Below are 26372 nucleotides of genomic sequence, written 5' to 3' on the forward strand. Positions count from 1 at the left end.
GAAATGGCTGCCAGAAAACCAATCGAAACAGCACCCAAGGATGGCTCCAAGGTCACCGTCTACTGGAAGGACAGCGACGGGGTGATGAACGAATCCATCGCGCAGTACCGGTCGCTCGACCGGCTGAAAGCGGCCGGCGGCGACTGGGACGAGAACGACACCGGCTGGTGGGCCTATACGGACGGTCATACGCAAAGGAAGGTCGAGCCGATTAGCTGGCGGCCTGCATCCGGGGATGGCGACGACGTATGACGCCGCTGGCGGCGCCGGCTCCTTTCCAATAGGTTGGACATGTTCAATCGGAGGTCGATTCGGAGCTCTCTGCTCCGCGACCATTCGCTCGGGAGGGATCTGCAATGGGTACTGAGAGCCTGCTTGTCTTCATCATCATCGGTGCCATCGCCGGCTGGCTCGCCGGCCTGATCGTCAAGGGTTTCGGCCTCGGCCTGGTCGGCAATATCGTCGTCGGCATCGTTGGTGCCTTAATAGCCGGCTGGCTCTTCCCAAGGATGGGGTTCGCCATAGGCGGCGGTATATTTGCCTCCATCATCCACGCCACGATCGGCGCGGTGATCCTGCTCGTGCTGATCAAATTGGTGAAGCAGGCCTGATCCTCGAAGCACATCAAGGGCGCGCCATGAAGCAGAACATGCTCTATCTCATCATCGGCGCGCTCGTCGTCGTGGTCATCGCGCTCGGCGTCTATGTCTATCGCGAGCAAACCAGGCCGAAGGGCGTGGAACTCAAGATCGACGACAAAGGCATTTCAATCCAGCAGAACTGAGCGGCGTTGGGTTGGCGCCGCAAAGGTGCCGATGACCTGCCCCATCGGGTCAAAAATTGAGCGCCAAGGCAGGCCGCTCCATCCTTCGATGCACCCGGAGAGAAGCCAATCTGGATACGGAATAAGAGTGACGTATCAACACATCCGCGGTATGATCTTGGTACAGGGAGTTTGGGGCCAACCCACCTACTATTAGGAGGTTGCCATGAGGCACCAAACACTGGACCAACTGCATGCGGTGGCAAAGGTACACAGAGACCCAACACCTCCTAGAATGGACCGAACCCAGCGTCTCGAACGTTGGTCAAAACTTCTAGAACGGCAGCCCAGCCGACTCCTTACCGCGCTTATCGGGACCGAATATCGTTCGTCGCCGGAGCGCGAAATCATGCGTGGCGAAGGCTCGCCAATATCGGTTGCCTTCGAGGATCCGATTCTGCGCGATGAGGGGCTGAAAGACGACACTTATGGCGAAGCAAAGCGTTTCTTCGAACTGACCGACGATCAGCTCCACGAAATTGTCTGCTACTGCCATGTCGGCGAGACGATGCAATCATCCTGGGCAGCGCTTTCCGTTCGTGATGCGATCGACTAACGCATGATCCACCAAGGTGAATAACTTTGGTGGCAAGGTCATGCGCAGATTCAACGGTTTAGAGCAGCGATCGAACGCAAGAGACGGTGGCTGAGCGGTTGGTGCTGAATCCGAGAAGGCCGTCGCGCGAGGGACGCCATTGTTGCAAACCGCCAGAAGCAAGGAACGCAGCGGTGACGTCCCGTAACGCGTTGAATTAACTTTGAACCATTTAACCCGCCCTTAAATCGCCGCATCTACTCTTCACCCGAACGCCATGGAGCGATGTGCGTCCGTTCGGACGCACAAGTACGCTCTCAGACTTTGAAGCTTCGCATCGTGTTTCCGAAAATCGCGATTTTCGGGGCGATGCGATAGGCATCGGGACATACAGCGCAGCGCATGGCGAACCGCAGAGACAGCCGCATCGAACCCAGCTTCGAGGGACCGCCACGGGCGAAATCCTCGGCCGGTTTTTCTGTGAGCGAGGAGGATCGCGTCGTGCCGAGCAACCGCAAGACCTCTGCAAAGCGCCAACCGGCCCGGACAAAATCGTCGCGTCGCGGACGTGGCAAAAGCCGGCGCGGCCTGTTCGGCGTGCTCGGCCGGTTGGCCTACTGGTGCTTCGTGCTGGCCATCTGGGGCGGCATCGCCAGCGCAGGCATCGTCGTCTATTACGGTGCGAAAATGCCGGCGGCCACCACCTGGGCGATTCCCGACCGCGCGCCCAATATCAGGATCGTCTCCGTCGAAGGAAAACTGCTCGCCAACCGCGGCATGAGCGGCGGCGAAGCTGTCGGCCTGCATGAAATGTCGGCCTATATTCCCGAGGCCGTCATCGCCATCGAAGATCGCCGCTTCTATTCGCATTTGGGAATCGATCCGATCGGTCTGTCCAGAGCCATGGTCGCCAACGTTCTCGGCGGGCGTTTTTCGCAGGGCGGCTCGACGCTGACCCAGCAATTGGCGAAAAACCTGTTCCTGACGCCTGATCGCACGCTGGAACGCAAGGTGCAGGAAGTGCTTCTGGCGCTGTGGCTCGAGCACAAGCACACCAAGGACCAGATCCTCGAAATGTACCTCAACCGGGTCTATTTCGGCTCCGGCGCCTATGGTGTCGAAGCGGCCTCGCGCCGCTATTTCGGCAAGAGCGCACGCGATGTCACGCTGCCCGAGGCGGCACTCCTCGCTGGCCTGTTGAAAGCGCCGTCGCGTCTGTCTCCGGCGCGTGACCCGAAGGCGGCCGAGCAGCGCTCGCAGCTCGTTCTCGCCGCCATGCGCGACGAAGGCAAGATCAGCGCTAAGGAACTGACCACGGCGATGAGCGCGCCGGCGTCGCGGGTGGCATCCTACTGGACGGGCTCGGAAAACTACGTCGCTGACACCATCGTGGAAGAACTGCCCGACCTGATCGGCGATGTGCGGGGCGACATCATCGTCGACACCACCGTCGACCTCACGCTGCAAAAGCTCGCCGAACAATCGATCCGCCGGCTGATCGACGGGAGCGGCAAGAAGCTCAATGCCAGCCAGGGTGTGCTGGTGTCGATCGACAATTCCGGGGCGGTACGTGCCATGGTCGGCGGCTATGATTATTCGACCAGCCAGTTCGACCGCGCCTCGGAGGCGCGCCGCCAGCCGGGCTCGGCGTTCAAGCCGTTCGTTTACATGGCGGCGCTGGAAGCCGGCCGCACACCAGACAGCGTGCGCAATGACGCGCCGATCAGAATAGGCAAATGGACGCCAACCAATTACGGCGGCAAGTATTTCGGCAAGGTGACGCTGGCGACGGCACTGGCGAAGTCGCTGAACTCGGTGGCTGCCCAGTTAACCATGGAAGTCGGCCCTGACGCGGTGGTCGAGGCGGCGCATCGCATGGGCATCCAGTCCGACCTCACGGCCAACACCTCGATCGCGCTCGGCACCTCTGAAGTGACGCCGCTGGAACTGACGTCGGCCTATGTCCCCTTCGCCAATGGCGGCTACCGCCCGGACGTCCATTTTATCCGCCGCGTGACGACAGCCGGCGGCAAGGTGCTCTACGACAACAATGGCGGCGGCGCCCCGCGCGTCATCAAGCCCGAGATCGTCGGGATGATGAATTCTATGATGACCGGCACTGTCGAAATCGGCACTGCCAGGAAGGCGGCCTTTGCCTGGCCGGCCGCCGGCAAGACCGGCACCAGCCAGAATTCGCGCGACGCCTGGTTCATCGGCTACACCGCCAATCTCACCACCGGAGTCTGGTTCGGCAATGACGATGGCGGTCCGATGAAGAAGGTCACCGGCGGCGCGCTGCCGGCGCAGGCCTGGCATGAATTCATGGTCGCCGCTCATGAAGGCGTGCCGGTGCGGCCGCTGCCTGGAACATGGAGGTCGACGCCCGCGGATACGATCGTGCAGGACGAAATACCGTCCAACGCGGCGCAACCGGCGCCGGTGCCGTCCGCTTCGGTTGGCCAATCCGCGCCGTCCGCCCAAAAAGCGTCGCCGCCTCGCGCCGTGCGTCCCGCCGAAACGGTCGATGCCGCAGGCTTCGGCGTGCCGGGCGGTGGCGGGACCACCGCATCGATCAAACGCCCGGTGCCGCCCGGCGATGTCGGCGGCCCGGTCAAGAAGCGGCAGACCTCGATCTTCGACATCCTCACCGGCGGCTGACCCCTCGTCATCGCTGCCGTGTTCCGCTACATCTCCGGGTTAAAAGTGCTAGAGCGTGCTTTGTGCGCCCAAAGGGACGCACGTCGCCTAAAGCGCGTCGCGTTTGACCGGCCTCATGCGATGCGCTTTAGGTTGTTGTTTTATGCATGTCGTTATCGCAAAACCGCTGCGCACTTTTGCGCGACATGCATTAGAGAGATCGCGAATGGCTGAGACCGACACCAGAAAGACAATCGTGCTGACCGGCGCCAGCCGCGGCATCGGCCATGCCACGGTCAAGCGCTTTTCGCGCGAAGGCTGGCGCGTCATCACCTGCTCGCGCCAGGCCTTTGCCGACGACTGCCCGTGGCCGGCCGGTCCGGAAGACCATATCAAGGTCGATCTCGCCGACCAGGAGGATGTCGGCATCGCGATCTCGGAAATCCGCCATCGGCTGGAGGCGCATGGCGGCCAGCTTCATGCGCTGGTCAACAATGCCGGCATCTCGCCGAAGCTCAAGGACGGCAACAGCCGCATGAATTCGATCGACACGCCGATGCATGTCTGGCGTGACGTGTTCCAGGTCAATTTCTTCGCGCCGATCATGCTGGCGCGGGGATTATTTAGGGAATTGGCGTCGGCCAAAGGCTCGATCGTCAATGTCACCTCGATCGCCGGTACCCGCGTGCATCCCTTCGCCGGCACCGCCTATGCGACGTCGAAAGCCGCGCTCGGCTCGCTGACGCGGGAAATGGCGCACGATTTCGGCCCGCACGGCATCCGCGTCAACGCCATCGCACCCGGCGAGATCGATACGGCGATCCTGTCGCCGGGCACGGAAAAGATCGTCGAGACGATCCCGCTGCGGCGGCTGGGGACCACGGCGGAAGTCGCCGACATCATCTTTTTCCTGTGCTCGCAGCAGGCTTCCTATGTGACGGGCTCCGAAATCCACATCAATGGCGGCCAGCATGTGTAAGCGAACGCCGGCGATCGAGGTCTAAGTAATCGGTGCTTTCGGCTCTTCGGCCGCCTCTGTCTTGCCTTCCATCACCTCTTCCACAATCCCACGCGCGATCTCGCGCTCACCCATGATGACCGTGTCGGCTCCGAGCCCCTTGAGATGCTCGACCTCGGCATCGGAATGGGCGCGGGCAATGACGTTGATCTTCGGGTTGGCGGCGCGGGCGCGCAGCACGATCTGTCCCGCCTCGAAGGCGTTGGGGATGGCGAGGATCAGCCGCTTGGCGCCCTCGGGATTGGAAGCAGCGAACACCTCGCTATTCGCGGCGTTGCCGGACACGGTTTCGATGCCGTCGTGCCTGAGCTTCGCCAGCGTCTTGTCGGCATCCTCGATGACGAGGAAGGGCAGGGCGGCCTTCTTCAATGACGCGCCGACGAGACTGCCGACGCGGCCATAGCCGACCAGGATGGAATGGCCGGTAAGCGCTGTCCTGGGCGGCGGGCCGTCCTCTTTCACGGGTGCCGCAACCGAAGCCAGCTGGCCTGGCTCCGTCGCGGGGCCGATCGGCTTTGCCTCGTCGAGCGAAGCCGTCTTGCCGGCGCGCCTTTCCAGCCAGGGTTTCATCCAGTCGACGGCAAGGAACATCAGCGGGTTGAGGACGATCGACAGGATAGCACCGGCGAGGATGAGGTCGCGTCCTTGTTCGTGCAGCAGCTTCAGCCCGACGCCGAGCTCGGCCAGAATGAACGAGAATTCGCCGATCTGGGCAAGGCTTGCCGAAATCATCAGCGCGGTCGCGATCGGATAGCGGAAGGCGACGACGATAGCGAAGGCCGCCAGCGATTTGCCGATGACGATGATGGCCAGTGTCGCCAGGATCGGCCAGCCATTGCTGATCAGGCTGAACGGGTCGAACAGCATGCCGACCGAAACGAAGAACAGCACGGAAAAGGCGTCGCGCAGCGGCAGCGATTCCTCGGCGGCTCGATGGCTGAGCGCGGATTCGCTCATGATCATGCCGGCGAAGAAAGCGCCCAGCGCCAGCGAGACGCCGAATAGCTTGGCGGCGCCGAAGGCGACGCCGAGCGCGATGGCCAGCACCGCCAGCCGGAACAATTCACGCGAACCGGTATGGGCGACGTAGTGCAGGATCCAGGGGATGACACGGCGGCCCACCACCAGCATGACGACGACAAAGGCGGCGACCTTGGCCAGCGTGATGCCGACGACACTCCAGATGCCGTAGCTGGCCGGCAGCGACAGCAGGCTGCTATGGGTCTCCCCTTGCTGCTGGCCGCCCAGCACGCCAGCCAACGCCGGCAAAAGCACCAGCGCCAGCACCATGGCCAGATCCTCGACGATCAGCCATCCGACGGCGATGCGGCCGCGCTCCGTCTCGATCAGCCGCCGCTCCTGCAAGGCACGCAACAGCACCACGGTCGAGGCGACGGAAAGCGCCAGCCCGAAGACCAGCCCCGCGCCCATCGACCAGCCGAGCATCCAGGCAAGAGCGGCGCCGAGCGCTGTCGCGAAGCCGATCTGCACGATGGCGCCGGGCACGGCGATGGCGCGGACCGACAACAAATCCTTCAGCGAGAAATGCAGGCCGACGCCGAACATCAACAGGATCACGCCGATTTCGGCCAGTTCATTGGCGAGGCCGGCATCGGCGACGAAGCCCGGCGTGTTAGGCCCGACCAGCACGCCAGCGATGAGGTAACCGACCAGCGGCGGGATGCGGAAGCGATTGGCAATTGCGCCGAAGACGAAAGCCAGCCCCAACCGGCGACAATGGTGGCGATAAGGGGCGTGTCATGCGGCATGGTCGATGGAGCGCCTTTCAAAAATCACGATGTCGGATATGCACCGCCCGAAGCAGCCGCCTTTGCAATATGGCGGCTCGGATGGTCGAGGCAACCCGCAAATGCCATGAAATCGACGACAGCGATGACAGAAGGCGAGCCGCCTCGGGCTGGCAATGGTTGCGCGAAAAAGAAGGGGATTGCTGCAAAAAGGAAGGGGCCTGCGCGCCCGATGCCCGCGATCAGGCCGCCTGCAGCAGGTTTTCGATGTCGACGATGGTGTGGTTGGTCAGCGTCTTCGAAATTTCCACTGTGATTTTCTCGGCGACTTCCTTGTGCAGTTTTCGACGCATGTCGCCCAGCACCTGCGGCGGTGCGATCAGCACCATCTCCTTGAAGGCGCCGCGATGCGCGAGTTTGTACAGCCGCTCGGCAATTTCGTCGGCGAAACGCTCCTTGCCGAGACGATGCCAGTCGGTGTCCTCGACTGCGCTGCGGTGGACGGAAGGGCCGTCGCTGTAGCGGCCGGGGCGGTCCGAACCTTGCTCTCGCGTCGCCGGATTTGCCTGTTCCATTTCCTGCACGACTTGAAGGTCGGGATATTGGGTGTCGCCACGGTTCTCGAGGAACAGCGCCTTCTCGCCGTCGGCCACTACGATCCACAGTCCGCGTTTCAGCTGGAGGTTATTCACGGAGCGCTCCTTTTTTCTGTTTTTCATGGTTTTCTAGGCCCCTCTCTGGAGCCATTGCCGCGGCTGAACAGCCAGGCTCGGATTCGCAGGGCAAACGCGCGCCGACGCAGGAATGTTCCGGTGTTCAGCGCATCGCAGCTTTAGTCTACTAGATTCGTAGAATTTAGAAAAAAGTGTTTTGTAATATACCTCGCTTGTCGCTAGAACCGCCACAGATCAAGGCTCGCAACAGCGGCTTGGATCCGCTCCACTCGTGGCTGTGGAATTTTTTTCTCCTGCCTTTGGTGCTTGCGGAAAAGCGATTGCTTCGCACGAAGCGATGCGCGAGTGCGTTCCTTCTGCTTTTTCGCGCCCGCGCGTAGAACTGCCAGCGTATTCAGGATCCGCTCGCCATGCCGCAGGCCACCGCCAAGCTCAACGCCTTTCCCGTATTCATGCGGGTCGAGGGCGAAGCCGTGGCCATCGTCGGCGGCGGCGAGGAGGCTCTGGCCAAGGCGCGGCTGATCGGCCAGTCGAGCGCCGTGCTGCGCATCATAGCCGATGCCGCCGAGGCCGAGTTGCTGGCCTTCATCGCCGCGAATGGTGCCATCCACATTGCTGCCGCCTACGAAGCCGCGCATCTCGAAGGCGCGGTCATGGCGTTTGCCGCCAGCGGCAATGAGGCGCTCGACCGCCGGGTTGCCGAAGATGCGCGCCGGATGGGCATTCCGGTCAATGCCGTCGACCGGCCGGAGCTGTGCGATTTCTTCACCCCAGCGCTGGTCAACCGCGCGCCGGTCGCCATTGCTATCGGCACGGAAGGGGCCGGCCCGGTGCTTGCCCAGATGCTGCGCAGCCGCATCGACCGCATGCTGTCGCCGTCGCTCGGGCCGCTTGCTTCGCTTGCCGCCTCGTTACGCGGCACCGCTGAGATATTGCTGCCGAAAGGCAATGCCCGTCGGCGCTTCTGGAGCGACTTTTTCGGCGGCGCGCCGGCCCGCGCCATGGCGGCCGGCCAGCTTTCGCAGGCGCATGATACCGCCGTTGACCTGTTGCTTTCGAACGCGCCGGCATCGGGCCACATTGCCCTGGTTGGCGCGGGTCCCGGCGCCGAAGACCTGCTGACGTTGCGCGCCCACCGCCTGCTGATGGAAGCCGATGTCATCGTCCATGACGCACTCGTGCCGGAGACGATCGTCGCCATGGGCCGCCGCGACGCCGAGCGTCTGCCGGTGGGCAAACGCAAGGGCTGCCATACCAAGAGCCAGGCCGAAATCAACGCGCTGCTGATTGAACTCGGCCGCGACGGCAAGCGCGTCGTGCGGCTGAAATCCGGCGATCCGCTGGTGTTCGGCCGGGCGGGCGAGGAAATGGCGGCGCTGCGCGATGCCGGCATCGCTTATGAGGTGGTTCCTGGCGTCACCGCGGCCTTCGCCGCCGCCGCCGATTTCGAGTTGCCGCTGACGCTGCGCGGCGTGTCGTCATCTATGGTGTTCACCACCGGCCATGACCTCAAGGGAAATTCGCTGCCTGACTGGGCCAAGCTCGCCATCTCCGGCGCAACGGTCGCCGTCTATATGGGCCGCTCAGTCGCGGCCGAGGTTGCCGGCCGGCTGATCGAGGCGGGCCTGTCGCCGGATACGGCGATCGCCGTGGTCGAGAATGCCAGCCTTGCCAACCGCCGCCGTTTCCACGGCACGCTCGCCGACCTGCCGTCGCTTGAGGTCCGCGCCGACCTTACCGGCCCGGTCATGACGATCATCGGCGATGCAGTCGCCGGCGCCAACTTTGAACGTTCCGAGCCGCTCGCGGCACACAGGCATGAAGGCGCGGCCCAAACAGCCGCCGAAGGAGCTGAACGATGAAAGTTCTGACCGCAAACCGCCTGACCGACGGCGAAGCCGTCTGGTACGCCAACGGCGGCTGGGCCGAGATCATCGACAATGCCGATGTCGCCTTTGATAAGGCGGCTGAAGACCGGCTGGAGGCGATCGGCGCCACGGCCTATGCCAACAACGAAGTGGTCGATGTTAATCTGATCGACGTGACCGTCGCCAATGGAGCGGTCGAGCCGGTCCGGCTGCGCGAAAAGATCCGCGCCGCCGGCCCGACCAACCGCAACGACCTGGGCAAGCAGGCCCGCCCGGAAGCCGCCCGGGCGGCGTAAACGACCACATTGATGAAACGGGCGGACGCGCCCGGAAAGACCAGACATGTACCGTTACGATGAGTTCGATCACGATTTCGTCCAGGCCCGCGTCGCCGAGTTCAGCGATCAGGTCGCGCGGCGGCTTGCTGGCGAGATCACCGAGGATCAGTTCCGGCCGCTGAGGCTGATGAACGGCGTCTACCTGCAATTGCACGCTTACATGCTGCGCATTGCGGTGCCTTACGGCACGCTGAACAGCAAGCAGCTGCGCATGCTCGGCCACATCGCCCGCAAATACGACAAGGGCTACGGCCATTTCACGACGCGCCAGAACATCCAGTTCAACTGGCCGGCGCTGTCGGACATCCCGGCGATCCTGGCCGATCTGGCGAGTGTGGAAATGCACGCCATCCAGACCAGCGGCAATTGCATCCGCAACGTCACCGCCGACCACTTTGCCGGTGCCGCCGCCGACGAGGTTGCCGATCCGCGCCCCTATGCGGAAATCCTGCGCCAATGGTCGTCGGTGCATCCGGAGTTCTCGTTCCTGCCGAGAAAATTCAAGATCGCGGTGACCGGCGCCGAGCGCGACCGCGCCGCCATCCAGACGCATGACATCGGCCTGCATTTGAAGAAGAACGCTGCCGGCGAACTCGGTTTTGCCGTCTATGTCGGCGGCGGTCAGGGCCGTACACCGATGATCGCCAAGAAGATCCGCGACTTCCTGCCCGAGGCGGACCTTCTGTCCTACTGCACGGCGATCCTGCGCGTTTACAACCTCTACGGCCGCCGCGACAACAAATACAAGGCGCGCATCAAGATCCTCGTCCACGAAACCGGCGTCGAGGAGATCACCCGTCAGGTCGAGGCCGAATGGCAGGAGCTGAAAGAGGCGTATCTGAAGCTGCCGGAAGCCGACATCCGCGCCATCGATGCCTATTTCGCGCCGCCGGCGCTGGCCGACCGGCCGGAAGGCGACGAGGTGGTCAAGCAAGCCCGCCTCGATTCCAAGAGCTTTTCGGAATGGCTCGATCAGAACGTGGTGACCCACCGCCATCCTGATTATGCCGCCGTGACCATTTCGCTCAAGGGCATCGGCGAAGCGCCAGGCGATGCCTCCGACAGCCAGATGGAAGCGGTCGCCGACCTTGCCGAGAAATATGCCTTCGACGAGTTGCGCGTCAGCCACGAGCAGAACCTGATCCTGCCGCATGTTGCGCGCGCAGACCTCAAGGTGGTCTATGACGCTCTGGTCGAGATCGGACTGGCGACGGCCAATTCCAACCTGATATCAGACATCATCTCCTGCCCCGGCCTCGATTATTGCGCGCTGGCCACGGCGCGTTCCATTCCGGTGGCACAGGAAATCTCGCTTCGTTTCGCTTCGCTTGAGCGGCAGCGCGAGATCGGCGAATTGAAGCTGAAGATTTCCGGCTGCATCAACGCCTGCGGCCATCATCATGTCGGCCATATCGGCATCCTCGGGGTCGAAAAGAAAGGCGCCGAACTCTATCAGGTCACACTCGGCGGCTCGGCCGACGAGAACACCTCGGTCGGCGAGATCATCGGCCGCGGCTTCAGTTCGGAAGAGATCACCGACGCCATCGAGCAGATCGTCGAGACCTATCTCGGCCTCCGGCTCGACAGAAACGAAAAATTCATCGACGCCTACCGCCGTGTCGGTCCCGCGCCGTTCAAGGAGGCGCTCTATGCTGGCGAAGCCAAGGCCGCTTGATCGTATCGTCGACGTCGAGGCCGGCATCGCCGCCGAAGCGGCAGGGCTCGATGCGCTCTATGGTCATCTGAAGCCGCTTGAGATCATCGAGCGGTCGGCCCGGGAGTTCTTTCGCGGCGAAATCGCCGCAGTTTCGTCCTTTGGCGCGGATTCGGCGGTGCTGCTGCATATGATCGCCAAGATCGACCGGACGTTGCCGGTGATCTTCCTCGACACCGGCAAGCATTTCGAGGAGACGCTCGGCTATCGCGACGCGCTCGTTGCCGATTTCGGACTGACCGATATCCGGGTGATCACGCCGGACGAAGCAGCGCTCGAACGGATCGATCCGACCGGCAATCTGAACGAGACCGACACCGACGCCTGCTGCGACGTCCGCAAGGTCGAGCCACTGGCGCGCGGCGTCGAGCCGTTCCGCGCCTGGTTCACCGGCCGCAAGCGTTTTCAGGCGACCACGCGGGCAGCACTTCCGGTGTTCGAGGCGGTCGGTTCGCGCATCCGCATCAATCCGCTGGCGCACTGGACGACATCGGACCAGGCCGCCTACATGCGCAAGCATCAGCTGCGCGAGAACCCGCTGGTCGCCTATGGCTATCTGTCGATAGGCTGCTTCCCGTGCACGCAGCCGGTGCAGCCGGGCGAGGACGCGCGCAGCGGCCGCTGGGCAGGGCACGCCAAGACCGAGTGCGGCATCCATTTGTCGGGGCTGGAAAAGTCGCTGACCGACGCATCGCTTTAGGGTATGTTGATTTTCAGGTGATGCCGGCCTGCAAACGGTAGCTTCCTGCGCTTCCGGTGCTCACGTACTCAAAAGTACGCTCCGCTCCGGTTCTCGCAAGCCACCATTTTTGCCTCGGCCTGACCTGAATCTCAACACACCCTGGACTGTTTGATTTTTAGGAATTTCGATGACCGAACCGACGACACTGGAGACCCGCCTCTGGACCCCGAAGGGTTTTCGCGAGGACGAGTGGACCCATGCCGAAAGTGCCGACGCACTGTCCGGCAATGGCCGCTTCATCCTGCCGCTGCAGGTGTTTCTCGCCCTCGACCCGGCGGTGCGCCGGTCGGCGAAGGAACGCATCGGCGTCCAGCTTCAGCCCGGCGACCAGCTCGAAAAGATCGCCGACCTGCTCGACCAGATATCGCTGGTGGCGTTGGCCTTCCCGGCTTTCAGTGACGGCCGTTCCTTCTCAAAGGGAGAACTGCTGCGCAGCCGCTACCATTTCGAGGGCGCGGTCCGCGCAACCGGGCAAGTTCTGGTCGACCAGCTGCCGCATATGCTGCGCCTCGGCTTCGACGAATTCGAAGTGTCGCATCCGGTGCTTTTGAAACGGCTCGAGGAAGGCCGCACCGGCGGTCTGCCGCTGTATTATCAGCCGACCGAGAGGCCGGAGGCCAAAGGCCCTAAATATTCCTGGCGGCGGGTGCGCGCCGGCTGATCGCCTGCGCCGGGCAGATCGCCGCATCTGGTCGGACCACCTTGCAGATTCAGTCTTTTATTTTCGGTGTCCTGCCCTTAGGATAGGCTCATCATTTCGCGCTCCGAAATAAATATGGCCACCAAGGGAGGAACCGGAATGGCTGGTAAGAAGATATTGATGCTCGTTGGCGAGTTCAGCGAGGAATACGAGATTTTCGTCTTTGAACAGACCATGCATGCGGTCGGCCACACGGTTCACGTCGTGTGTCCGGACAAGAAGGCGGGCGACATACTGAAGACGTCGCTGCACGACTTCGAGGGCCACCAAACCTATACGGAAAAGCTTGGTCACGATTACATCCTCAACAAGACCTTTGCCGAGGTGAATCCGGCCGAATACGACGCCGTCTATGCGGCGGGCGGGCGCGGGCCGGAATATATCCGCATCGACAAGCGCGTGCAGGCGCTGGTGCGGCATTTCCATGAAACCGGCAAGCCGATCTTCACCATCTGCCATGGCGCGCAGATCCTGATGGCGGTCGACGGCGTGCTGCGCGGCAGGGAAGTCGCGGCGCTGCAGTATTGCGAGCCAGAAGTCACGCTCGCCGGCGGCACCTACATCGATGTCGCGCCGACCGGCGCCCATGTCGACGGCAATCTGGTATCAGCCAAGGGCTGGCCGGGTCTCGCCGCCTTCATGCGCGAATGCCTGAAGGTGCTCGGCACCGAGATCCGCCACGGCGAGATATTGATGCGCGACGAACGCAAGGCGGCTTAAGCAAGGCTTGGGAACCGCCGCATTTGTCGTGCGGCGGCTCTACAGCGCCGCGCGTCCTTTTGGGACGCGCAAAGGACGCTGTAGCAATTTGATTCCACGCATGATCCTTTCCGAAAATCGATTTCGATTTTCGGGGTCATGCGTTACGCAGTCATCCGCGCTTCGCGAAACGATACCAGCTTGCTGCGGTTCTCATCCCACAGCGCCAGCTTGACGCAGCGCAGGCTCTCCAGAAGCGTGACACGGCCGATTTCGCGCAGTTCCGGATAGTCCCTCAGGACCTCCTGCAGTCGATAGCACGGCACCTTGGCGGAGAGGTGGTGCACGTGATGCACGCCGATATTGCCGGTGAACCAGTTCAGCACCGGCGGCAGGTCATAATAGGACGAGCCGTGCAGGGCCGCATGCTGGAACTCCCATTCGGAGTCCTTTGCCCACTCGGTTTCCTCGAATTGGTGCTGGACGTAAAACAGCCAGATGCCGGCGGAACCGGCCAGAACGACGATGGGTAAGTGGACAACCAGGAACGCTTCGAGGCCGACGAACCAGACGAGGGCGGCGGCGGCGACCGCGATGGCCACGTTGGTTGCCATCGATGACACCCAGGGCGTGAGGCCGCCTCGCATCATGCCGACCGGCAGTCTCTGCTCAAAGATGAAAAGCCAAATGGGGCCGAGGCCGAACATGACGAGCGGATGGCGATAGAGACGATAGGCAAGGCGGCCCCGCCAGGACATTTGCCGGTATTCGGCGACAGTCAGCGTCCTGATGTCGCCCGTGCCGCGCTCATCGAGGTTGCCGGCGCTGGCGTGATGGGTTGCGTGGGCACGTCGCCAGCAATCGTAGGGCGTCAAGGTCAGGATGCCTAGGCCGCGGCCGATCCAGTCGTCGGCGGTGCGGTTGGCGAAGAAGGAACCGTGGCCGCAATCGTGCTGGATCATGAAGATCCGTACCAGAAAGCCGGCGGCCGGAAGTATGAGGATCAGACCCCACCAATGACCATGGGCATAAGCAACTGAGGACAGTGCCCACAGCGTGGCAAAGGGAATGAGGGTGATGGCAAGTTCGACGGCGCTGCGCCGCCTGTCAGGTTTCTTGTAGCGCGCCAGGATCTTCAACCAGGCACGTTTGCTGTTCGCCACAGCTTCGGGGGAAATCATGTTCATCAGGAAGCATAGACAGACCATTCCGTCGCCGCAAGGCAGGGATCACGCCAAGTTACTGCGGGTAATTGTCGCGCGACGCGTAAGGTGCTTCAATGTGGGAGGGCATGCTTCCGGCGGCACGCAACGACAGGCGAATGTGTTGGTCTACCGCCGGGGGCCACGGGCGGCTACGCTGCTCTCGATGCCGTCCAGGCGGTCGAGCAATTCCCTGAAACGATCGGGAATGTCGTTCTCCGTCCGGAACGCCGGCAGCGCACGCAGAAAGCGCATCGTTGCCTCGGTGCCGAACTGGCGCCTGATGCCGGCCGCGAGCCTTTCACGTCTTTCGTCATTGTTGCGGGCGCCATTCTTGTTACGGTCGCCGTCGTTGCGGGTCATCATCTCAAAATCCTGTATCGGCTTCGAAACTCTTCCAGCAGACGAATGGTTCCTCCAACGCAGCATCTTGGCAAGCAAAGCCGGCGGGTACAGTAAAATTTGAATTAATATCGAAAGGTCTTCATGATGCGTCGTCGAACCGCCAGCGGCCCCTCCGGTATCGCTTGCCACTTGATTTTTGGCCGACAAACCTCGATATCGGGCACAAAATCCACACCATTCGAAATGACGGGAAATGGCGATGAGCGACCAGGCAAAAGACGAACGCGCGCCCGATGAAGCCGAGACGACCGGGGCTGCTACCGAACATACGGAAGGCAGCGTCGACGGCGACTACGAGGCGCTTGTGCGGCTGCTGAAGGAAAACGACGAGTTGAAGGACCGCGCGCTCCGCGTCGCGGCCGAGATGGAGAATCTGCGCCGCCGTACCGCCCGCGATGTGCACGACGCGCGTGCCTACGCCGTTGCCAATTTCGCCCGTGACATGCTGTCGGTGTCGGACAATCTGCGCCGCGCGCTGGATGCGATTCCGGCTGAGGCCAAGGCGGCGGGCGATGCCGGCTTCAAGGCGCTGATCGAGGGTGTCGAGCTCACCGAACGCGCCATGCTATCGGCGCTGGAGCGGCACGGGGTGAAGAAGCTCGAGCCGGAAGGCGAGAAATTCGACCCGAATTTCCACCAGGCGATGTTCGAGGTGCCCAATCCGGATGTGCCGGCCAACACCGTGGTCCAGGTCGTGCAGCCAGGCTATTCGATCGGCGAGCGGGTGCTGCGGCCGGCCATGGTCGGCGTTGCCAAGGGCGGTCCCAAGCATGTGGCTGGTGAAGCGCCGGTCGAGCCAGGGCCGGTGAATGAGCAAGCTGAGAAGGATGCGTGATTAGGCAGTAAGGGAGTAGGGTAGTAAGGGACTTGATAGAGGAGCCGTAGCAATCGTGCGGCTTCATGCTATTCATACTCCCCTATTCACCCACTCCCTTACTCCACTATGTCCTTGAACCCAATCGAGCTTCTCGACTATGCCGGCGTCGCCGTCTTTGCCGCGACCGGTGCGCTGGCCGCCTCGCGCAAACAGCTCGACATTATCGGTTACCTGTTCCTGGCCAGCGTAGCCGGCATCGGTGGCGGCACGTTTCGCGACGTCATCCTCAACGTGCCGGTGTTCTGGGTCGGAAACCGCGACTATGTGCTGATCTGCGCGGCGGTGGCGGTCTTGGTCTTCTTCAGCGCACACCGTGTCGAATCCCGCTACAAATTGCTGCTCTGGCTAGACGCCATCGGCCTTGCCGCCTTTTCGGTGATGGGCGCGGCCAAGGGGCTGGCGATCACCGGCTCGCCGGCGGTTTCGATCGTTACCGGCATGCTCACCGCCACCCTTGGCGGCATCCTTCGCGATCTGTTGACCGGGGAGCCTTCAGTGCTGTTGAGACCGGAGATCTACGCTACCGCAGCACTTGCGGGCGCCGCTCTCTACACGCTCGGCGATCTCGCCGGACTGCCGCCGCTCGCCTCGGGCCTGGCAGGCTTCATGGCTGCTTTTTGCGTGCGTGGCGGCGCGCTCAAATTCGGCTGGACCTTTCCGTCCTACAAGAGCAGGCCTGGTCGGCGACCGGAAGATATTCCATGAAATGAGCGCGGTTAGCGATAACAATCTGCAGCGAATTGGAGGAACTCCCGCTACTCGCTACTCGCTACTCACTGAAATCTCAAGCGGCGAAGCGCTGGGCTTCCCCGCCATAATAGTTGACGTAGCGGGCGCCGATCTCTTGGACCGGCATCACCACGAACACGTCGACCGTCGAGAATTCGCGATCGACGACGCAGCCGTCGCCGATGCGCGCGCCGACGCGCAGATAGCCCTTGACCAGCGGCGGCATCGCCGCGATCGCGGCCTTGGCATTGACCGCCTCGATCGGCATCAAATCCATGGAACAATAGCGCCCGGCGACCGCACGCACGTCCCAGGCCGAATTCGTCCGGCAGTGATGGGCGAGATAGGTCAGCGCTTCGGCGTGTGCCGCCGGCACAGTGCCGTGGAACGAAGCGCAACCGGTCATCACGCCGATCCCGTAATGGTTGATATAGGCCCAAATACCTTGCCAAAGCGCCTCGATGGTGCGCTTCGAGCGGTATTCCGGCAAGACGCAGGAGCGGCCGAGCTCGAGGAAACGCTGGCCGGGGTGGCGGGCGATAAGATTGGTCAGCTCGAATTCGCCCTCGGAATAGAAGCCGCCGGCCGCTGCCGCGATTTCCTGCCGCAGCAGGCGGTAGGTGCCAACAATGCGGCGATGCTCGGGACCGGACAGCGAGGTGTCGAAGACGAGCAAATGATCACAAAGCGGATCGAAATGGTCGGCGTCGCGGCGATCCTGCACCTGGAACAGGTTCTTCCTGGCGCCAAGCTCGTCATAGAACACCCGGTAGCGCACTTCCTGCGCGGCGGCGATCTCGGCCTCGTTGCGGGCGAGCCGCACTTCGAGGTTGCCGATACGGCCGAGCGCTTCGCCTTTTGTGACGGCATCGACGTCCCGCCCGGTGAGCAAAGCACCGCTGGCGTTCTGCCGAGCGTCACATTCCGGCATAACTGTATGCACGAGTGATTCTCCTTCGAGCCATCCCTCTTGGCACGGGGATACGGTGTAGGTGCAACAGGATTGTGACAGTACCGTGATACGGTGCTGCGGGCAATACTTCGTCGGCTGGGTAATCCTTCAACCGGCTATGTTACGCGGCGGGAGCCAGGAAGGACAGCCGGCGGATCACGCGGCCACCTGGCCCTCGACCGCATGGACAAGCGCGTCGGGGTCGAGCGGCTTGGTGACGAAGCCGCTGGCGCCGTGGGCAAGCACTGCGTGGCGGGTCTTTTCCTGGCTGTCCGCCGACAGCACCATGATCGGAACCGGCGCCACGGCGGTTTCCTCCTCATGCCGGCGGATGGCGGCGATGGCGTCCAGCCCGTCCATGACAGGCATGTGCAGGTCCATCAGCACCACGTCGAAGCGGTGCTTGTGGCCGGTGCCAGTGACTGCCTCGACGGCGGCCTTGCCGTCGCCGACCACTTTCACGCGATGCCCGGCCTTCAGAAGCGTGGCGCGGGCAAGCATGGCGTTGATGTCGTTATCCTCGGCGATCAGCACCGACAGGCCCTGCTGGCGGTTGCCAATGGCGCGGACGGATGGTGCGCCGCGCTTTTCCGGCTGTGGCTGGGTGAGGGCGGGTACGCTGCTGGTCAAAAGCACGCGCAACAGCGTCTCGCCACGCACCGGCCTTGCCAGGAAGGTCGCGTAGCCGCTGGCGCGGAACTCGCCCAGCATGCCGCGGTCGGTCGGCGCGATCAGCGTGATCGCCTCGCAGTCGGCAAAGCCGCTCTGGCGAAGGCGGCTTAGCAACCTGCCGTCGCCCTCCTCCATGGCCGCATCGACCAGAAGCACGTCGCAGCCTTCTGCGAAGGACGCTGCCTGGGCGTCGGTCGCGGCCAGATCGACCATGCCGCCATTGGCACGGATGGTGCGGGCGATGGCGTCGGCTTCGATGGCGTTCTTCGACAGTATCACCGCGCGCTGCCCTGACAGCGCATTCTGGCGGGTCTGCGGCGGCTCGGTGGCCGATATGGCAGGAATATCGAAGACGAACTCGGAGCCTTGGCCGAGCCGGCTCGAAACCGAAATCGTGCCGCCCATGGCGATCACCAGGCGCTTGGAAATGGCAAGACCGAGCCCGGCGCCGCCATGCGCGCGGGTCGACGTGCCATCGGCCTGTTCGAATTCCTCGAAGATGCGCTCCATATCGTCCTCGTGCAGGCCGGGACCCGTATCGGCGATGGTGAAGCATATGCGGTTGGTGGTTTCGGTGCAGGCACGAGCGATGCTCACCAATACGCCGCCGCTGTCGGTGAACTTGATCGCGTTGCCGATCAAGTTGAGCAGCACCTGCCTGACCCTTCCTGGATCGGCGGTGATCATCTGCGGCACGTCGGGTTCGACATGGCAGCCAAGGCCGATATTCTTGGCGAAGGCGCGCGCCGCCAAGAGTTCGACGATGTTGTCGGCGATCTCGCGCACCGACATTGGCTGCGGTTCGGGATCGAAGCGGCCGGCCTCGATCTTGGAATAGTCGAGCAGATCTTCGATCAGCGCCAGCAACGCGCTGGCCGAGGTCGAGACGGCGCCCACATAGGTCCGTTGTTCGGGTGAAAGATTGGTGTCCGCCAGCAGCCTGGCCATGCCCATGATGCCGTTCATCGGTGTGCGGATCTCATGGCTGACGGTGGCGAGGAAGCGCGATTTGGCCTGGCTTGCGTATTCGGCTCGCTCACGGGCGGTGATCAGCGACGATTCGGCGTGCTTGCGGGCGGTAATGTCGCGGGCGATGGCGCGATGCGAGACGGCGCCGCTCTCCTTGTCGCGCACGGACAGTTCGATCCATGAGAACCAGCGCGGGCCGCTCGGCGTGCTAATGGCGACGTCGGTGGAGCTCAGGCATTCGTGGTCGGAAAAAGCGGCATCGGGAACGATGCCGACGTCGATGCCGAGTTCGACCAGGGTCCTGCCGGCAAGATCGCGCTGGTCGGCTCCGACAAGATCGGCGAAAACCTTGTTGGCATAGACGATATGGCCGTCACGGTCGCGGTGGACGACGAGATCGCCAAGCGCGTCGATCAGCCCGCGAAAGCGTTCCTCGCTCTCCTGCATCTCCCACATGCGGTCGGCCAGGGTCTCGACCTCGGCGCGGCTGCGAGCTGCGGTCTCGCCAAGGATGGCAACCGTGCGACGCACCGTGCGCCTGGCACGCAGATGCACGGCGAGACCGGCCATGCCAGTCGCCAAAAGGCCAACGGTGATGACGATCGGCGCGCCAGTCAGGTGCGACAGCCCTGCCAGCATGACGATGGCGACGAGCGTCAGGAATGGCAGGCCTTCGCGATTGGCGGCGGGCAGTTCGGGCGCCAGTGGCGGCGCTGCGATATGCTGCCGCCTTGGCGCCTCCGGGCCGATCGCGTCGACGCTTTCGGCGCTCTCCGTTTCTCCGATGGCGGATTCCGTGACCATGCGGAAACCCTTGCCAGACAGAGATTATGGAAAATTGCGGCGGATCGTTCGAATTTTATCGGTCGCGCGGTTTTTGCCTTTCTTTCGTGCAAAACGGCAGACGCCAGAACTCACATATCCACCACTACGCGGCCACGGATCTTGCCCTCGACGATGTTGTGCGCGGCGTCGATGATGCCGTCAAAGCCGATGGTCGTGGACAGGCTGGCGAGCTTCTGGAGGTCGAGGTCCGTGCCGATGCGGCGCCACGCCTCCATGCGGACCGGCTTTGGCGCCATCACCGAATCGATGCCGAGCAGGCAAACGCCGCGCAGGATGAACGGGGCGACGCTCGCTGGCAGATCCATGCCGCCTGCCAGGCCGCAGGCGGCGACGGCGCCGCCATACGAGGTCATCGAAAGGACGTTGGCCAACGTGTGACTGCCGACCGCGTCGACGCCGCCGGCCCAGCGTTCCTTGGCGAGCGGCTTTGCCGGCTGGGCAAGCTCGTCGCGCGAAATCACCTCCGCAGCACCCAGGTCGATCAGGTAGGAGCTTTCAGCGCTGCGGCCGGTCGAGGCGATGACATGATAGCCGAGGCTGGACAGGATCGAGACCGCGACGGAGCCGACGCCGCCGGCCGCGCCCGTCACCACCACCGGGCCGCGATCGGGCACGATGCCGTGCCGTTCCAGCGCGATGACGCAAAGCATGGCGGTGTAGCCTGCGGTGCCGATCGCCATGGCATCATGCGGGCTCATACCCTGAGGCAGCGGCACCAGCCAGTCTCCCTTGACTCGGGCGCGCCCGGCATAGGCGCCAAAATGCGTTTCGCCGACGCCCCAGCCGTTCAATATGACCTTGTCCCCCTTGCGCCAGTCGGCATGGGAAGACGAGATGACGGTGCCGGCGAAATCAATGCCCGGCACCAGCGGCCAGCGGCGGATCACCGGCGCCTTGCCTGATATAGCGAGGCCGTCCTTGTAGTTCACCGTCGTCGCCTCGACGGCGACGGTGACATCGCCTTCCATCAGGTCGGCCTCGGTGAGGTCGGTCACCGCGACCGACTGCTTCTTCTCGGCATCGCGCGAAACGAGGATGGCTTTGAAGGTTTCGGGCATGTCTTCTCCTCGGGCTTTTCGAATGGCCACTGTATGGCGGCAGAAGGCCAGGTCAATCGCTTGAGGGCTTGGCCTCGCGCCGCCAACCGATGAGTTCGTCGAAGACGACCACCACCGCGCCGACCGCGATGAAGGCATCAGCGAGGTTGAAGATGGCAAAGGACCATACCGGGGTGTGGAACAGGATGTAGTCTATCACGTGACCATGGGTAGCGCGGTCGAGCAGATTGCCGAGCGCGCCGCCGACGATCAGCGCAAAGCCGATGCGGGTAAGCACGTGGCCGGGCGGAGTGCGGGCCGCGAGATAGAGCACGAATGCGACGACGAAAGCGGCGATGACCACCAGGCCGGTGTCGCCGAAGGATGAAAACATGGAGAAGGCAATGCCGGTGTTGTAGGTGCGGTACAATGCCAGGAACGGCACAAGATCGACCTTTTCCTGGAAGGCGAGGCCGGTCTCGACCAGATATTTCACCCACTGGTCGAGCGCTATCGCGGCGGCGACCAGCAGGATGTAGGGGAACCACGATTTTGCCGTTTGGGATTTCACCATTTGGGATGTCACGGTCTGGCGTCCTCCGGGGCAAATTTCAGCGCGCCGCGCCGGATCTCGAACAGCATGATGCCGGTGGCCACCGCGAGATTGAGCGAATCGGCCCGGCCGGCCTGTGGAATCCGCAGCAATCTGTCGCAGCTTTCGGCTAGGCTGTCGGGCAGGCCCTGCTGTTCGTTGCCCATCATCAGCAGCACCGGGCCTTTGGAAAAGTCGACCGAACGGTAGTCGACCGCACCTTTCAGATGTGTGCCGGCAACGAGGCCAGGAAAGTTTTTTCGCCACACGAGGAAGGCGTCCGGCGTCGCCTTGGCCACCGGCACGGCGAAGATCGAGCCCATGGTGGCGCGCACGGTCTCGACGGAAAAAGGATCGGTGGTCTCGCCGACCAGTATGACGCCCTTGGCGCCAACGGCATCGACGGTGCGGATGACGGTGCCGAGATTGCCTGGGTCGCGCACGCGGTCGAGCGCCACCCAGACGTCGCTGTCTCGAACGCGGATGTCCTTCAGCGGCAGGAACTTCTGCGAAAAGACGCCGACCACCATTTGCGGGTTATCGCGGCGGGTGATGGCGACGAGCACTTTTTCGGAAACTTCGAGCACGGTGCCGCCGGCGGCAACCGTGCGCGCAGCGACCTTTTCGACTGCCGCGTTGCCGCGTCCGGCCTTGGCAAAGACCAGCGTCCGGATCGACCAGCCGAGGTCGAGCGCGTCGATGACCAGCTTCAGCCCCTCGGCCATGAAGGCGTTCTGCTGGTCGCGGAATTTCTTCAGGGCGAGAGCCTTGATGTCCTTGATCAACGGATTGGCGAGGCTGGTGACCTCTTTCACCTGCCCTGGCGCGCCGACGTGCCGCTCGCTCATCAGGCCACCCAGCGCGAGAACAGCGACGTCGACAGCGCCCGGCCGGCGGATTTCTCGCGGATGATCAGTTCGCCGGATTCGACCGTGCCGCCCATGCCTGCGAAAGTGTCGCGCATTAAGGCATGGATGGCGAAGAAGGAGGCGCGGATCGAATAGGCGGTCAGCACGACAGCAAGCGGCTTCGGCGTCAGGATCGAGCGGCAGATGTCGGTCAGATCAGGCAGGTCCTCGAACAATTGCCAGACCTCGCCCTTGGGGCCACGGCCATAGGCGGGCGGATCGAACAGGATGATGTCGTAGCGGCTGCCGCGGCGCTCCTCGCGCTCGGCGAATTTGATGGCGTCGTCGATGATCCAGCGGATCGGCTTTTGCGACAAGCCCGCCATCTCCTGGTTCTCCCTAGCCCAGCCGATTGCCTTCTTGGACGCATCGACATGGGTGACCTCGGCGCCGGCGCGCGCCGCCACCAGCGAGGCAAGGCCGGTATAGCCGAACAGATTCAGTACCTTGACCGGTCGCTTCGCCGCCGCGATCAGCCCGGCCATGTGGTCCCAGTGCGAGGCCTGCTCGGGGAAGACGCCGACATGGCGAAACGAGGTGAAGCGGCCGAGATAGTCGATGCCGTCATGCTTCATCGGCCAGGTCTCGCCGAGCGGCGTCCTGGGGAAGCGCCAGCGGCCGATGCCTTCCTCGTCGGTGTCGCCGGTGAAAATGGCGTCGGCGCGGTCCCAGTTTTCGGCCGGCAACGCTTTTTGCCAGATCGCCTGGCCTTCGGGCCGGACGATGCGATAGGGCCCGTACTGCTCGAGCTTTTGACCGGCGCCGCTGTCGAGCAGCGCATAGTCGGCGTTGGGCGCCACTTCGAGGATCAGCGGCAGGTGTTCGGCGGGCAGGGCGCCGTCGCGGCGGGAAAGGACGCGCGGCGCGGTGCGGTTGCCCGATGCTGTGCCGGTTGCGCGCGGCGCCTGTTCCGCCCCGCCCTTTGCGAGCTGATGCGAGCGGCTGTCGCGGCGTTTGTCGCGAAAAGGTTTCAAGAAGAGCATCTCCGGGGCGACTTGGCCCGCTTCTGCCACAGCACCTTCACCGGTGCAACAAACGCGGTCGCTGGACATTTCCGAAACGGTCAGCCGCGCCTGATCCAAAGCAGGGCGACAATCAGCGATACGAAACCGACGGCCTTGAAGCCGGCGACGATCATATGGCCGGTTTCCCAGCGCAGTCGGATCACTTCGAAATTTTCCGGGATCGGTCCAGGCACCCAGGTGGCCAGAATATCGTTCGCCGGCTTGACGAGAGCAAACCACATCGCAAGAGACACCGCATAGAGCACGGCAGCGGCCAACGCATACCAGAACGCCGGACGGTCATTGCGCAGCATCCATGCGAGAAGTCCCGGACAGCCGATCGCGGCCACGTCCAGTGGCGCGCCAATGACGGCAAACAGCTGGAACTGGGCCTTGAAGACAGTCGTCTCGCGCCAGAGAGAAGGTGACCACTTCGTCAGCCGAGGAGCCGATTCCAGGACATGGGCGAAGGATGGTCCAAGGCTGAGCGCCGCCATGACGGCGGCCAAGATGGACCAGAACAACAGGAACCCGCGGATCTCTATAACGCCCGAACAACGGTGCGACGCCGGAGACGTTCCCGCCGATCGGGAACAGAGAAGTAGGGGAGTAGGGGAGTAGCGGAGTAAGGGAGTAAGGGAGTAAGGGTAGATATGACTGGCACGAAGCCGCACGATTGGTATAGCTTCCCTACTTCCCTACTTCCCTACTTCCCTACTTCCCTACTTCCCTACTTCCCTACTTCCCTACTTCCCTACTTCCCTACTTCCCTACTTCCCTACTTCCCTACTTCCCTACTTCCCTACTTCCCTACTTCCCTACTTCCCTACTTCCCTACTTCCCTACTTCCCTACTTCCCTACTTCCCTACTTCCCTACTTCCCTACTTCCCAGCGCCTTGTACACCGCAATGCCGGCGGCGAGGTCTTCGAGGGCTGCGCCGACCGATTTGAACAGCGTGATCTCACTGGGGCTCTGCCGGCCCTTCTTCTGGCCGCGTGCCAATTCATGCAGGTCGGCGACGATGGCTTGCGGCTTCAGCACGCCCGAGGCCAGCGGCTGGACGATATCGCCCGCCTCCTTGGCGGCGCCTGCCCGGGTATCGACGTAGACGCGAGCACGCGCAATCGCATCGTCGTCGCTTTCGCGCATGACCGGCGTGAAGCCGCCGACCAGATCGACATGGGTGCCCGGCTTCAACAGCGCGCCCTTGATCAGCGGCGTGGTCGTGATGGTCGCCGACGAAACGATGTCGGCCTGGCCGATTTCGGCGTCGAGATCGCTCGCGGCGGTGGCCGCAAAGCCCTCGGCGCGCAATTCCGCCGCAACCTTTTCGGCATTGGCCGGTGTGCGGTTCCAGATGCGGATTGCGGTGATCGGCCGCACCGCTGAATGCGCCCTGGCGAGGAACGGCGACAGCGCGCCGGCGCCGACCACCAGCAGCCGCTCAGCGTCCTCGCGGGCCAGATAGGAAGCGGCCAGCGCCGAGGCGCAGGCCGTGCGCCACTGCGTCAGCCGCTGGCCATCGATCATGGCTTCAGGCTCGCCGGTCGCGCCGTCGAGCAGGAGGTAAAGCCCCATCACAGCGGGTTTGCCTACGGTGTTGTTGTCGGGCGACACCGTGACGATCTTGACGCCGATATGGCCGCCTGCCGACGTGCCGGCCGCATTGAAGTCGGTCCAGGCAGGCATCAGGAGCAGCGTCGAGGCCGCGCCGTCGGGCCGTTCGACCGTATGGTGATGCCTGACCGGTTGTACCGCGCCATCGCGAAAGGCCGCGCGCAGCGTCTCGACCAGGCCGGGAAAGGTCAGCGCTTGATCGACCTCGGCCGCCGAAATGGTCAGCATGGGAAACTCCATGGAGAGAAATACGCCTAACGCATAACCGAAAATGGTACAGCGTCCTTTGCGCGTCCCAAAGGACGTGCGGCGCTGTGTTGGCTCAGCTGGTCGGCTTCGGCAAGGCGGGGCCTTGTGGCGCAGCCGGTGCGCGGCTGACTGCCTGGCGCAGGTTTTCGGCCTCGACGCCGCGCTGGCGCGCCAGCTTGCGATAGCGGCCCTGCTTGACCCAAGTGGCCAGGCTGCCGACGATCATGCCGATGGCGAGAGCCAGGAACAGGAAGATGAAAAGCGGCAGCGTCATCGTTAGCGCCGGATTGCCGGGGTTGAACGGATCCAGGGTGAAGGCAACCGGATCGCGATTGGCGACCGCCAGCGCGATCAGAATGACGGCCAGCGGTACGAAGACCACGATGAGCATGAGGCGATTGAACATGGAATTTCCTGTCGAAGGCGGGCTCTACCGCAGGCCTACTGAAAAGGCCGGCACGCTGCACGAGCTCGCGCGGCGCCTATTTGCCGCCGTTCAGCCTTTCACGCAATTCCTTGCCGGTCTTGAAGAACGGCACCCATTTCTCCTCGACCTCGACGGATTCGCCGGTGCGCGGGTTGCGGCCGGTGCGGGCGGGGCGGTTTTTCACCGAGAAAGCACCGAAACCGCGCAGTTCGACCCGGTTGCCTTCGGCAAGCGCGTCGGTGATCTCGTCGAAAATCGCGCCGACGATGTTTTCGACGTCGCGCAGAAAAAGGTGCGGGTTGCGTGTGGCGATGATCTGCACAAGTTCGGATTTGATCATGAGAAGGCTCCCCGTGAAAACACAGCAGTCAAAATTATGAGGATGATT

Annotated in this window: 27 protein-coding genes and 1 pseudogene; 14 read left to right on the plus strand and 14 right to left on the minus strand. The window is 63.1% G+C overall.

Translation table 11 applies throughout. The features are described from left to right. Positions 1-3 precede the first annotated feature (3 nt). The 6 genes from A9K68_RS08150 to A9K68_RS08170 all read left to right on the plus strand — a co-directional run bounded on the left by A9K68_RS08150 (position 4) and on the right by A9K68_RS08170 (position 4974). Complete coding sequence (locus A9K68_RS08150) at positions 4-252, plus strand: hypothetical protein (protein ID WP_029348218.1); 249 nt, start codon at positions 4-6, stop codon at positions 250-252. A gap of 104 nt (positions 253-356) precedes the next feature. Further along, positions 357-611 carry a GlsB/YeaQ/YmgE family stress response membrane protein gene (locus A9K68_RS08155; protein ID WP_065010153.1) on the plus strand — a complete coding sequence of 85 codons (255 nt, stop codon included), beginning with the start codon at positions 357-359 and terminating at the stop codon, positions 609-611. Between the two features lie 26 nt (positions 612-637). After that, complete coding sequence (locus A9K68_RS31265) at positions 638-784, plus strand: hypothetical protein (protein WP_029348215.1); 147 nt, start codon at positions 638-640, stop codon at positions 782-784. A 205-nt stretch (positions 785-989) separates the two neighbouring features. Then, positions 990-1379, plus strand: a complete 390-nt coding sequence (locus A9K68_RS08160; protein WP_065010152.1) for a hypothetical protein — start codon at positions 990-992, stop codon at positions 1377-1379. A 381-nt stretch (positions 1380-1760) separates the two neighbouring features. Next, the gene (locus tag A9K68_RS08165) at positions 1761-4016 is read left to right on the plus strand and encodes a transglycosylase domain-containing protein (RefSeq protein WP_065010151.1); all 2256 of its coding nucleotides are present in this window, start codon (positions 1761-1763) and stop codon (positions 4014-4016) included. Between the two features lie 205 nt (positions 4017-4221). Beyond that, the gene (locus tag A9K68_RS08170; RefSeq protein ID WP_065010150.1) at positions 4222-4974 is read left to right on the plus strand and encodes an SDR family oxidoreductase; all 753 of its coding nucleotides are present in this window, start codon (positions 4222-4224) and stop codon (positions 4972-4974) included. 21 nt (positions 4975-4995) lie between these two features. Here A9K68_RS08170 and ybaL read toward each other — a convergent pair. Together ybaL and A9K68_RS08180 are read right to left on the minus strand one after the other, a co-directional pair. After that, positions 4996-6782: pseudogene (ybaL, locus tag A9K68_RS08175) on the minus strand (YbaL family putative K(+) efflux transporter). A gap of 221 nt (positions 6783-7003) precedes the next feature. Next, positions 7004-7453, minus strand: a complete 450-nt coding sequence (locus A9K68_RS08180; RefSeq protein ID WP_065010171.1) for a host attachment family protein — start codon at positions 7451-7453, stop codon at positions 7004-7006. 392 nt (positions 7454-7845) lie between these two features. On the opposite strand from A9K68_RS08180, the gene cysG reads away from it, so the two are divergent. From cysG to A9K68_RS08210, 6 genes are all read left to right on the plus strand, one after another. Then, complete coding sequence (gene cysG, locus A9K68_RS08185) at positions 7846-9297, plus strand: siroheme synthase CysG (RefSeq protein ID WP_065010149.1); 1452 nt, start codon at positions 7846-7848, stop codon at positions 9295-9297. Beyond that, a complete protein-coding gene (locus tag A9K68_RS08190) occupies positions 9294-9599 on the plus strand; it encodes a DUF2849 domain-containing protein (protein WP_065010148.1) in 306 nt (101 codons plus the stop codon). Before cysG ends, A9K68_RS08190 begins: the two co-directional genes overlap by 4 nt. A 46-nt stretch (positions 9600-9645) precedes the next feature. Further along, positions 9646-11316 (plus strand): nitrite/sulfite reductase, encoded by a 1671-nt coding sequence (locus tag A9K68_RS08195; protein ID WP_065010147.1) that lies wholly within the window; start codon positions 9646-9648, stop codon positions 11314-11316. Then, positions 11291-12055 (plus strand): phosphoadenylyl-sulfate reductase, encoded by a 765-nt coding sequence (locus tag A9K68_RS08200; protein ID WP_065010146.1) that lies wholly within the window; start codon positions 11291-11293, stop codon positions 12053-12055. Before A9K68_RS08195 ends, A9K68_RS08200 begins: the two co-directional genes overlap by 26 nt. Before the next feature lie 169 nt (positions 12056-12224). After that, positions 12225-12758, plus strand: a complete 534-nt coding sequence (locus A9K68_RS08205) for a DUF934 domain-containing protein (RefSeq protein WP_065010145.1) — start codon at positions 12225-12227, stop codon at positions 12756-12758. Positions 12759-12896: 138 nt separating this feature from the next. Beyond that, positions 12897-13517, plus strand: coding sequence for a DJ-1/PfpI family protein (locus A9K68_RS08210; RefSeq protein ID WP_029348200.1), 621 nt, complete (start codon positions 12897-12899; stop codon positions 13515-13517). 143 nt (positions 13518-13660) lie between these two features. Here the strand turns inward: A9K68_RS08210 and A9K68_RS08215 are convergent, their stop codons facing one another. Together A9K68_RS08215 and A9K68_RS08220 are read right to left on the minus strand one after the other, a co-directional pair. Continuing rightward, entirely contained in the window at positions 13661-14683 is a 1023-nt protein-coding gene (locus tag A9K68_RS08215) for a fatty acid desaturase (RefSeq protein WP_065010144.1), read from the minus strand. Positions 14684-14827: 144 nt separating this feature from the next. Next, positions 14828-15064 carry a hypothetical protein gene (locus tag A9K68_RS08220; RefSeq protein ID WP_029348195.1) on the minus strand — a complete coding sequence of 79 codons (237 nt, stop codon included), beginning with the start codon at positions 15062-15064 and terminating at the stop codon, positions 14828-14830. A gap of 238 nt (positions 15065-15302) precedes the next feature. Here A9K68_RS08220 and grpE point away from each other — a divergent pair, with 238 nt between their 5' ends. After that, positions 15303-15938, plus strand: a complete 636-nt coding sequence (grpE, locus tag A9K68_RS08225; protein ID WP_065010170.1) for a nucleotide exchange factor GrpE — start codon at positions 15303-15305, stop codon at positions 15936-15938. Positions 15939-16052: 114 nt separating this feature from the next. Then, a complete protein-coding gene (locus A9K68_RS08230) occupies positions 16053-16685 on the plus strand; it encodes a trimeric intracellular cation channel family protein (RefSeq protein ID WP_065010169.1) in 633 nt (210 codons plus the stop codon). Between the two features lie 79 nt (positions 16686-16764). On the opposite strand, the gene A9K68_RS08235 is transcribed toward A9K68_RS08230, so the two are convergent. From A9K68_RS08235 to A9K68_RS08280, 10 genes are all read right to left on the minus strand, one after another. Next, positions 16765-17652: a GNAT family N-acetyltransferase gene (locus tag A9K68_RS08235; RefSeq protein ID WP_082982566.1), complete on the minus strand. Its 888-nt coding sequence runs from the start codon at positions 17650-17652 to the stop codon at positions 16765-16767. Between the two features lie 165 nt (positions 17653-17817). After that, entirely contained in the window at positions 17818-20106 is a 2289-nt protein-coding gene (locus A9K68_RS08240) for a PAS domain-containing hybrid sensor histidine kinase/response regulator (protein ID WP_065010142.1), read from the minus strand. A gap of 110 nt (positions 20107-20216) precedes the next feature. Beyond that, on the minus strand, positions 20217-21206 hold the full coding sequence (locus A9K68_RS08245) for an MDR family oxidoreductase (protein ID WP_065010141.1): 990 nt from the start codon (positions 21204-21206) through the stop codon (positions 20217-20219). Positions 21207-21258: 52 nt separating this feature from the next. Continuing rightward, on the minus strand, positions 21259-21759 hold the full coding sequence (gene lspA, locus A9K68_RS08250; protein ID WP_065010140.1) for a signal peptidase II: 501 nt from the start codon (positions 21757-21759) through the stop codon (positions 21259-21261). A gap of 8 nt (positions 21760-21767) precedes the next feature. Next, positions 21768-22625 carry an RNA methyltransferase gene (locus A9K68_RS08255; protein WP_065010139.1) on the minus strand — a complete coding sequence of 286 codons (858 nt, stop codon included), beginning with the start codon at positions 22623-22625 and terminating at the stop codon, positions 21768-21770. After that, the gene (locus A9K68_RS08260) at positions 22625-23659 is read right to left on the minus strand and encodes a class I SAM-dependent rRNA methyltransferase (RefSeq protein WP_065010168.1); all 1035 of its coding nucleotides are present in this window, start codon (positions 23657-23659) and stop codon (positions 22625-22627) included. Before A9K68_RS08260 ends, A9K68_RS08255 begins: the two co-directional genes overlap by 1 nt. Positions 23660-23748: 89 nt before the next feature. Next, positions 23749-24186: a hypothetical protein gene (locus tag A9K68_RS08265; RefSeq protein WP_065010167.1), complete on the minus strand. Its 438-nt coding sequence runs from the start codon at positions 24184-24186 to the stop codon at positions 23749-23751. Between the two features lie 369 nt (positions 24187-24555). After that, positions 24556-25536: an ornithine cyclodeaminase family protein gene (locus A9K68_RS08270; protein WP_065010166.1), complete on the minus strand. Its 981-nt coding sequence runs from the start codon at positions 25534-25536 to the stop codon at positions 24556-24558. Between the two features lie 94 nt (positions 25537-25630). Further along, a complete protein-coding gene (locus A9K68_RS08275) occupies positions 25631-25963 on the minus strand; it encodes a LapA family protein (RefSeq protein ID WP_029348180.1) in 333 nt (110 codons plus the stop codon). Between the two features lie 76 nt (positions 25964-26039). Next, positions 26040-26324: an integration host factor subunit beta gene (locus A9K68_RS08280; protein WP_006200394.1), complete on the minus strand. Its 285-nt coding sequence runs from the start codon at positions 26322-26324 to the stop codon at positions 26040-26042. Positions 26325-26372: the final 48 nt, after the last annotated feature.

It is taken from the genome of Mesorhizobium sp. AA22 (assembly GCF_001672375.2).
In the GTDB taxonomy this organism is placed as follows: Bacteria; Pseudomonadota; Alphaproteobacteria; order Rhizobiales; family Rhizobiaceae; genus Mesorhizobium; species Mesorhizobium wenxiniae.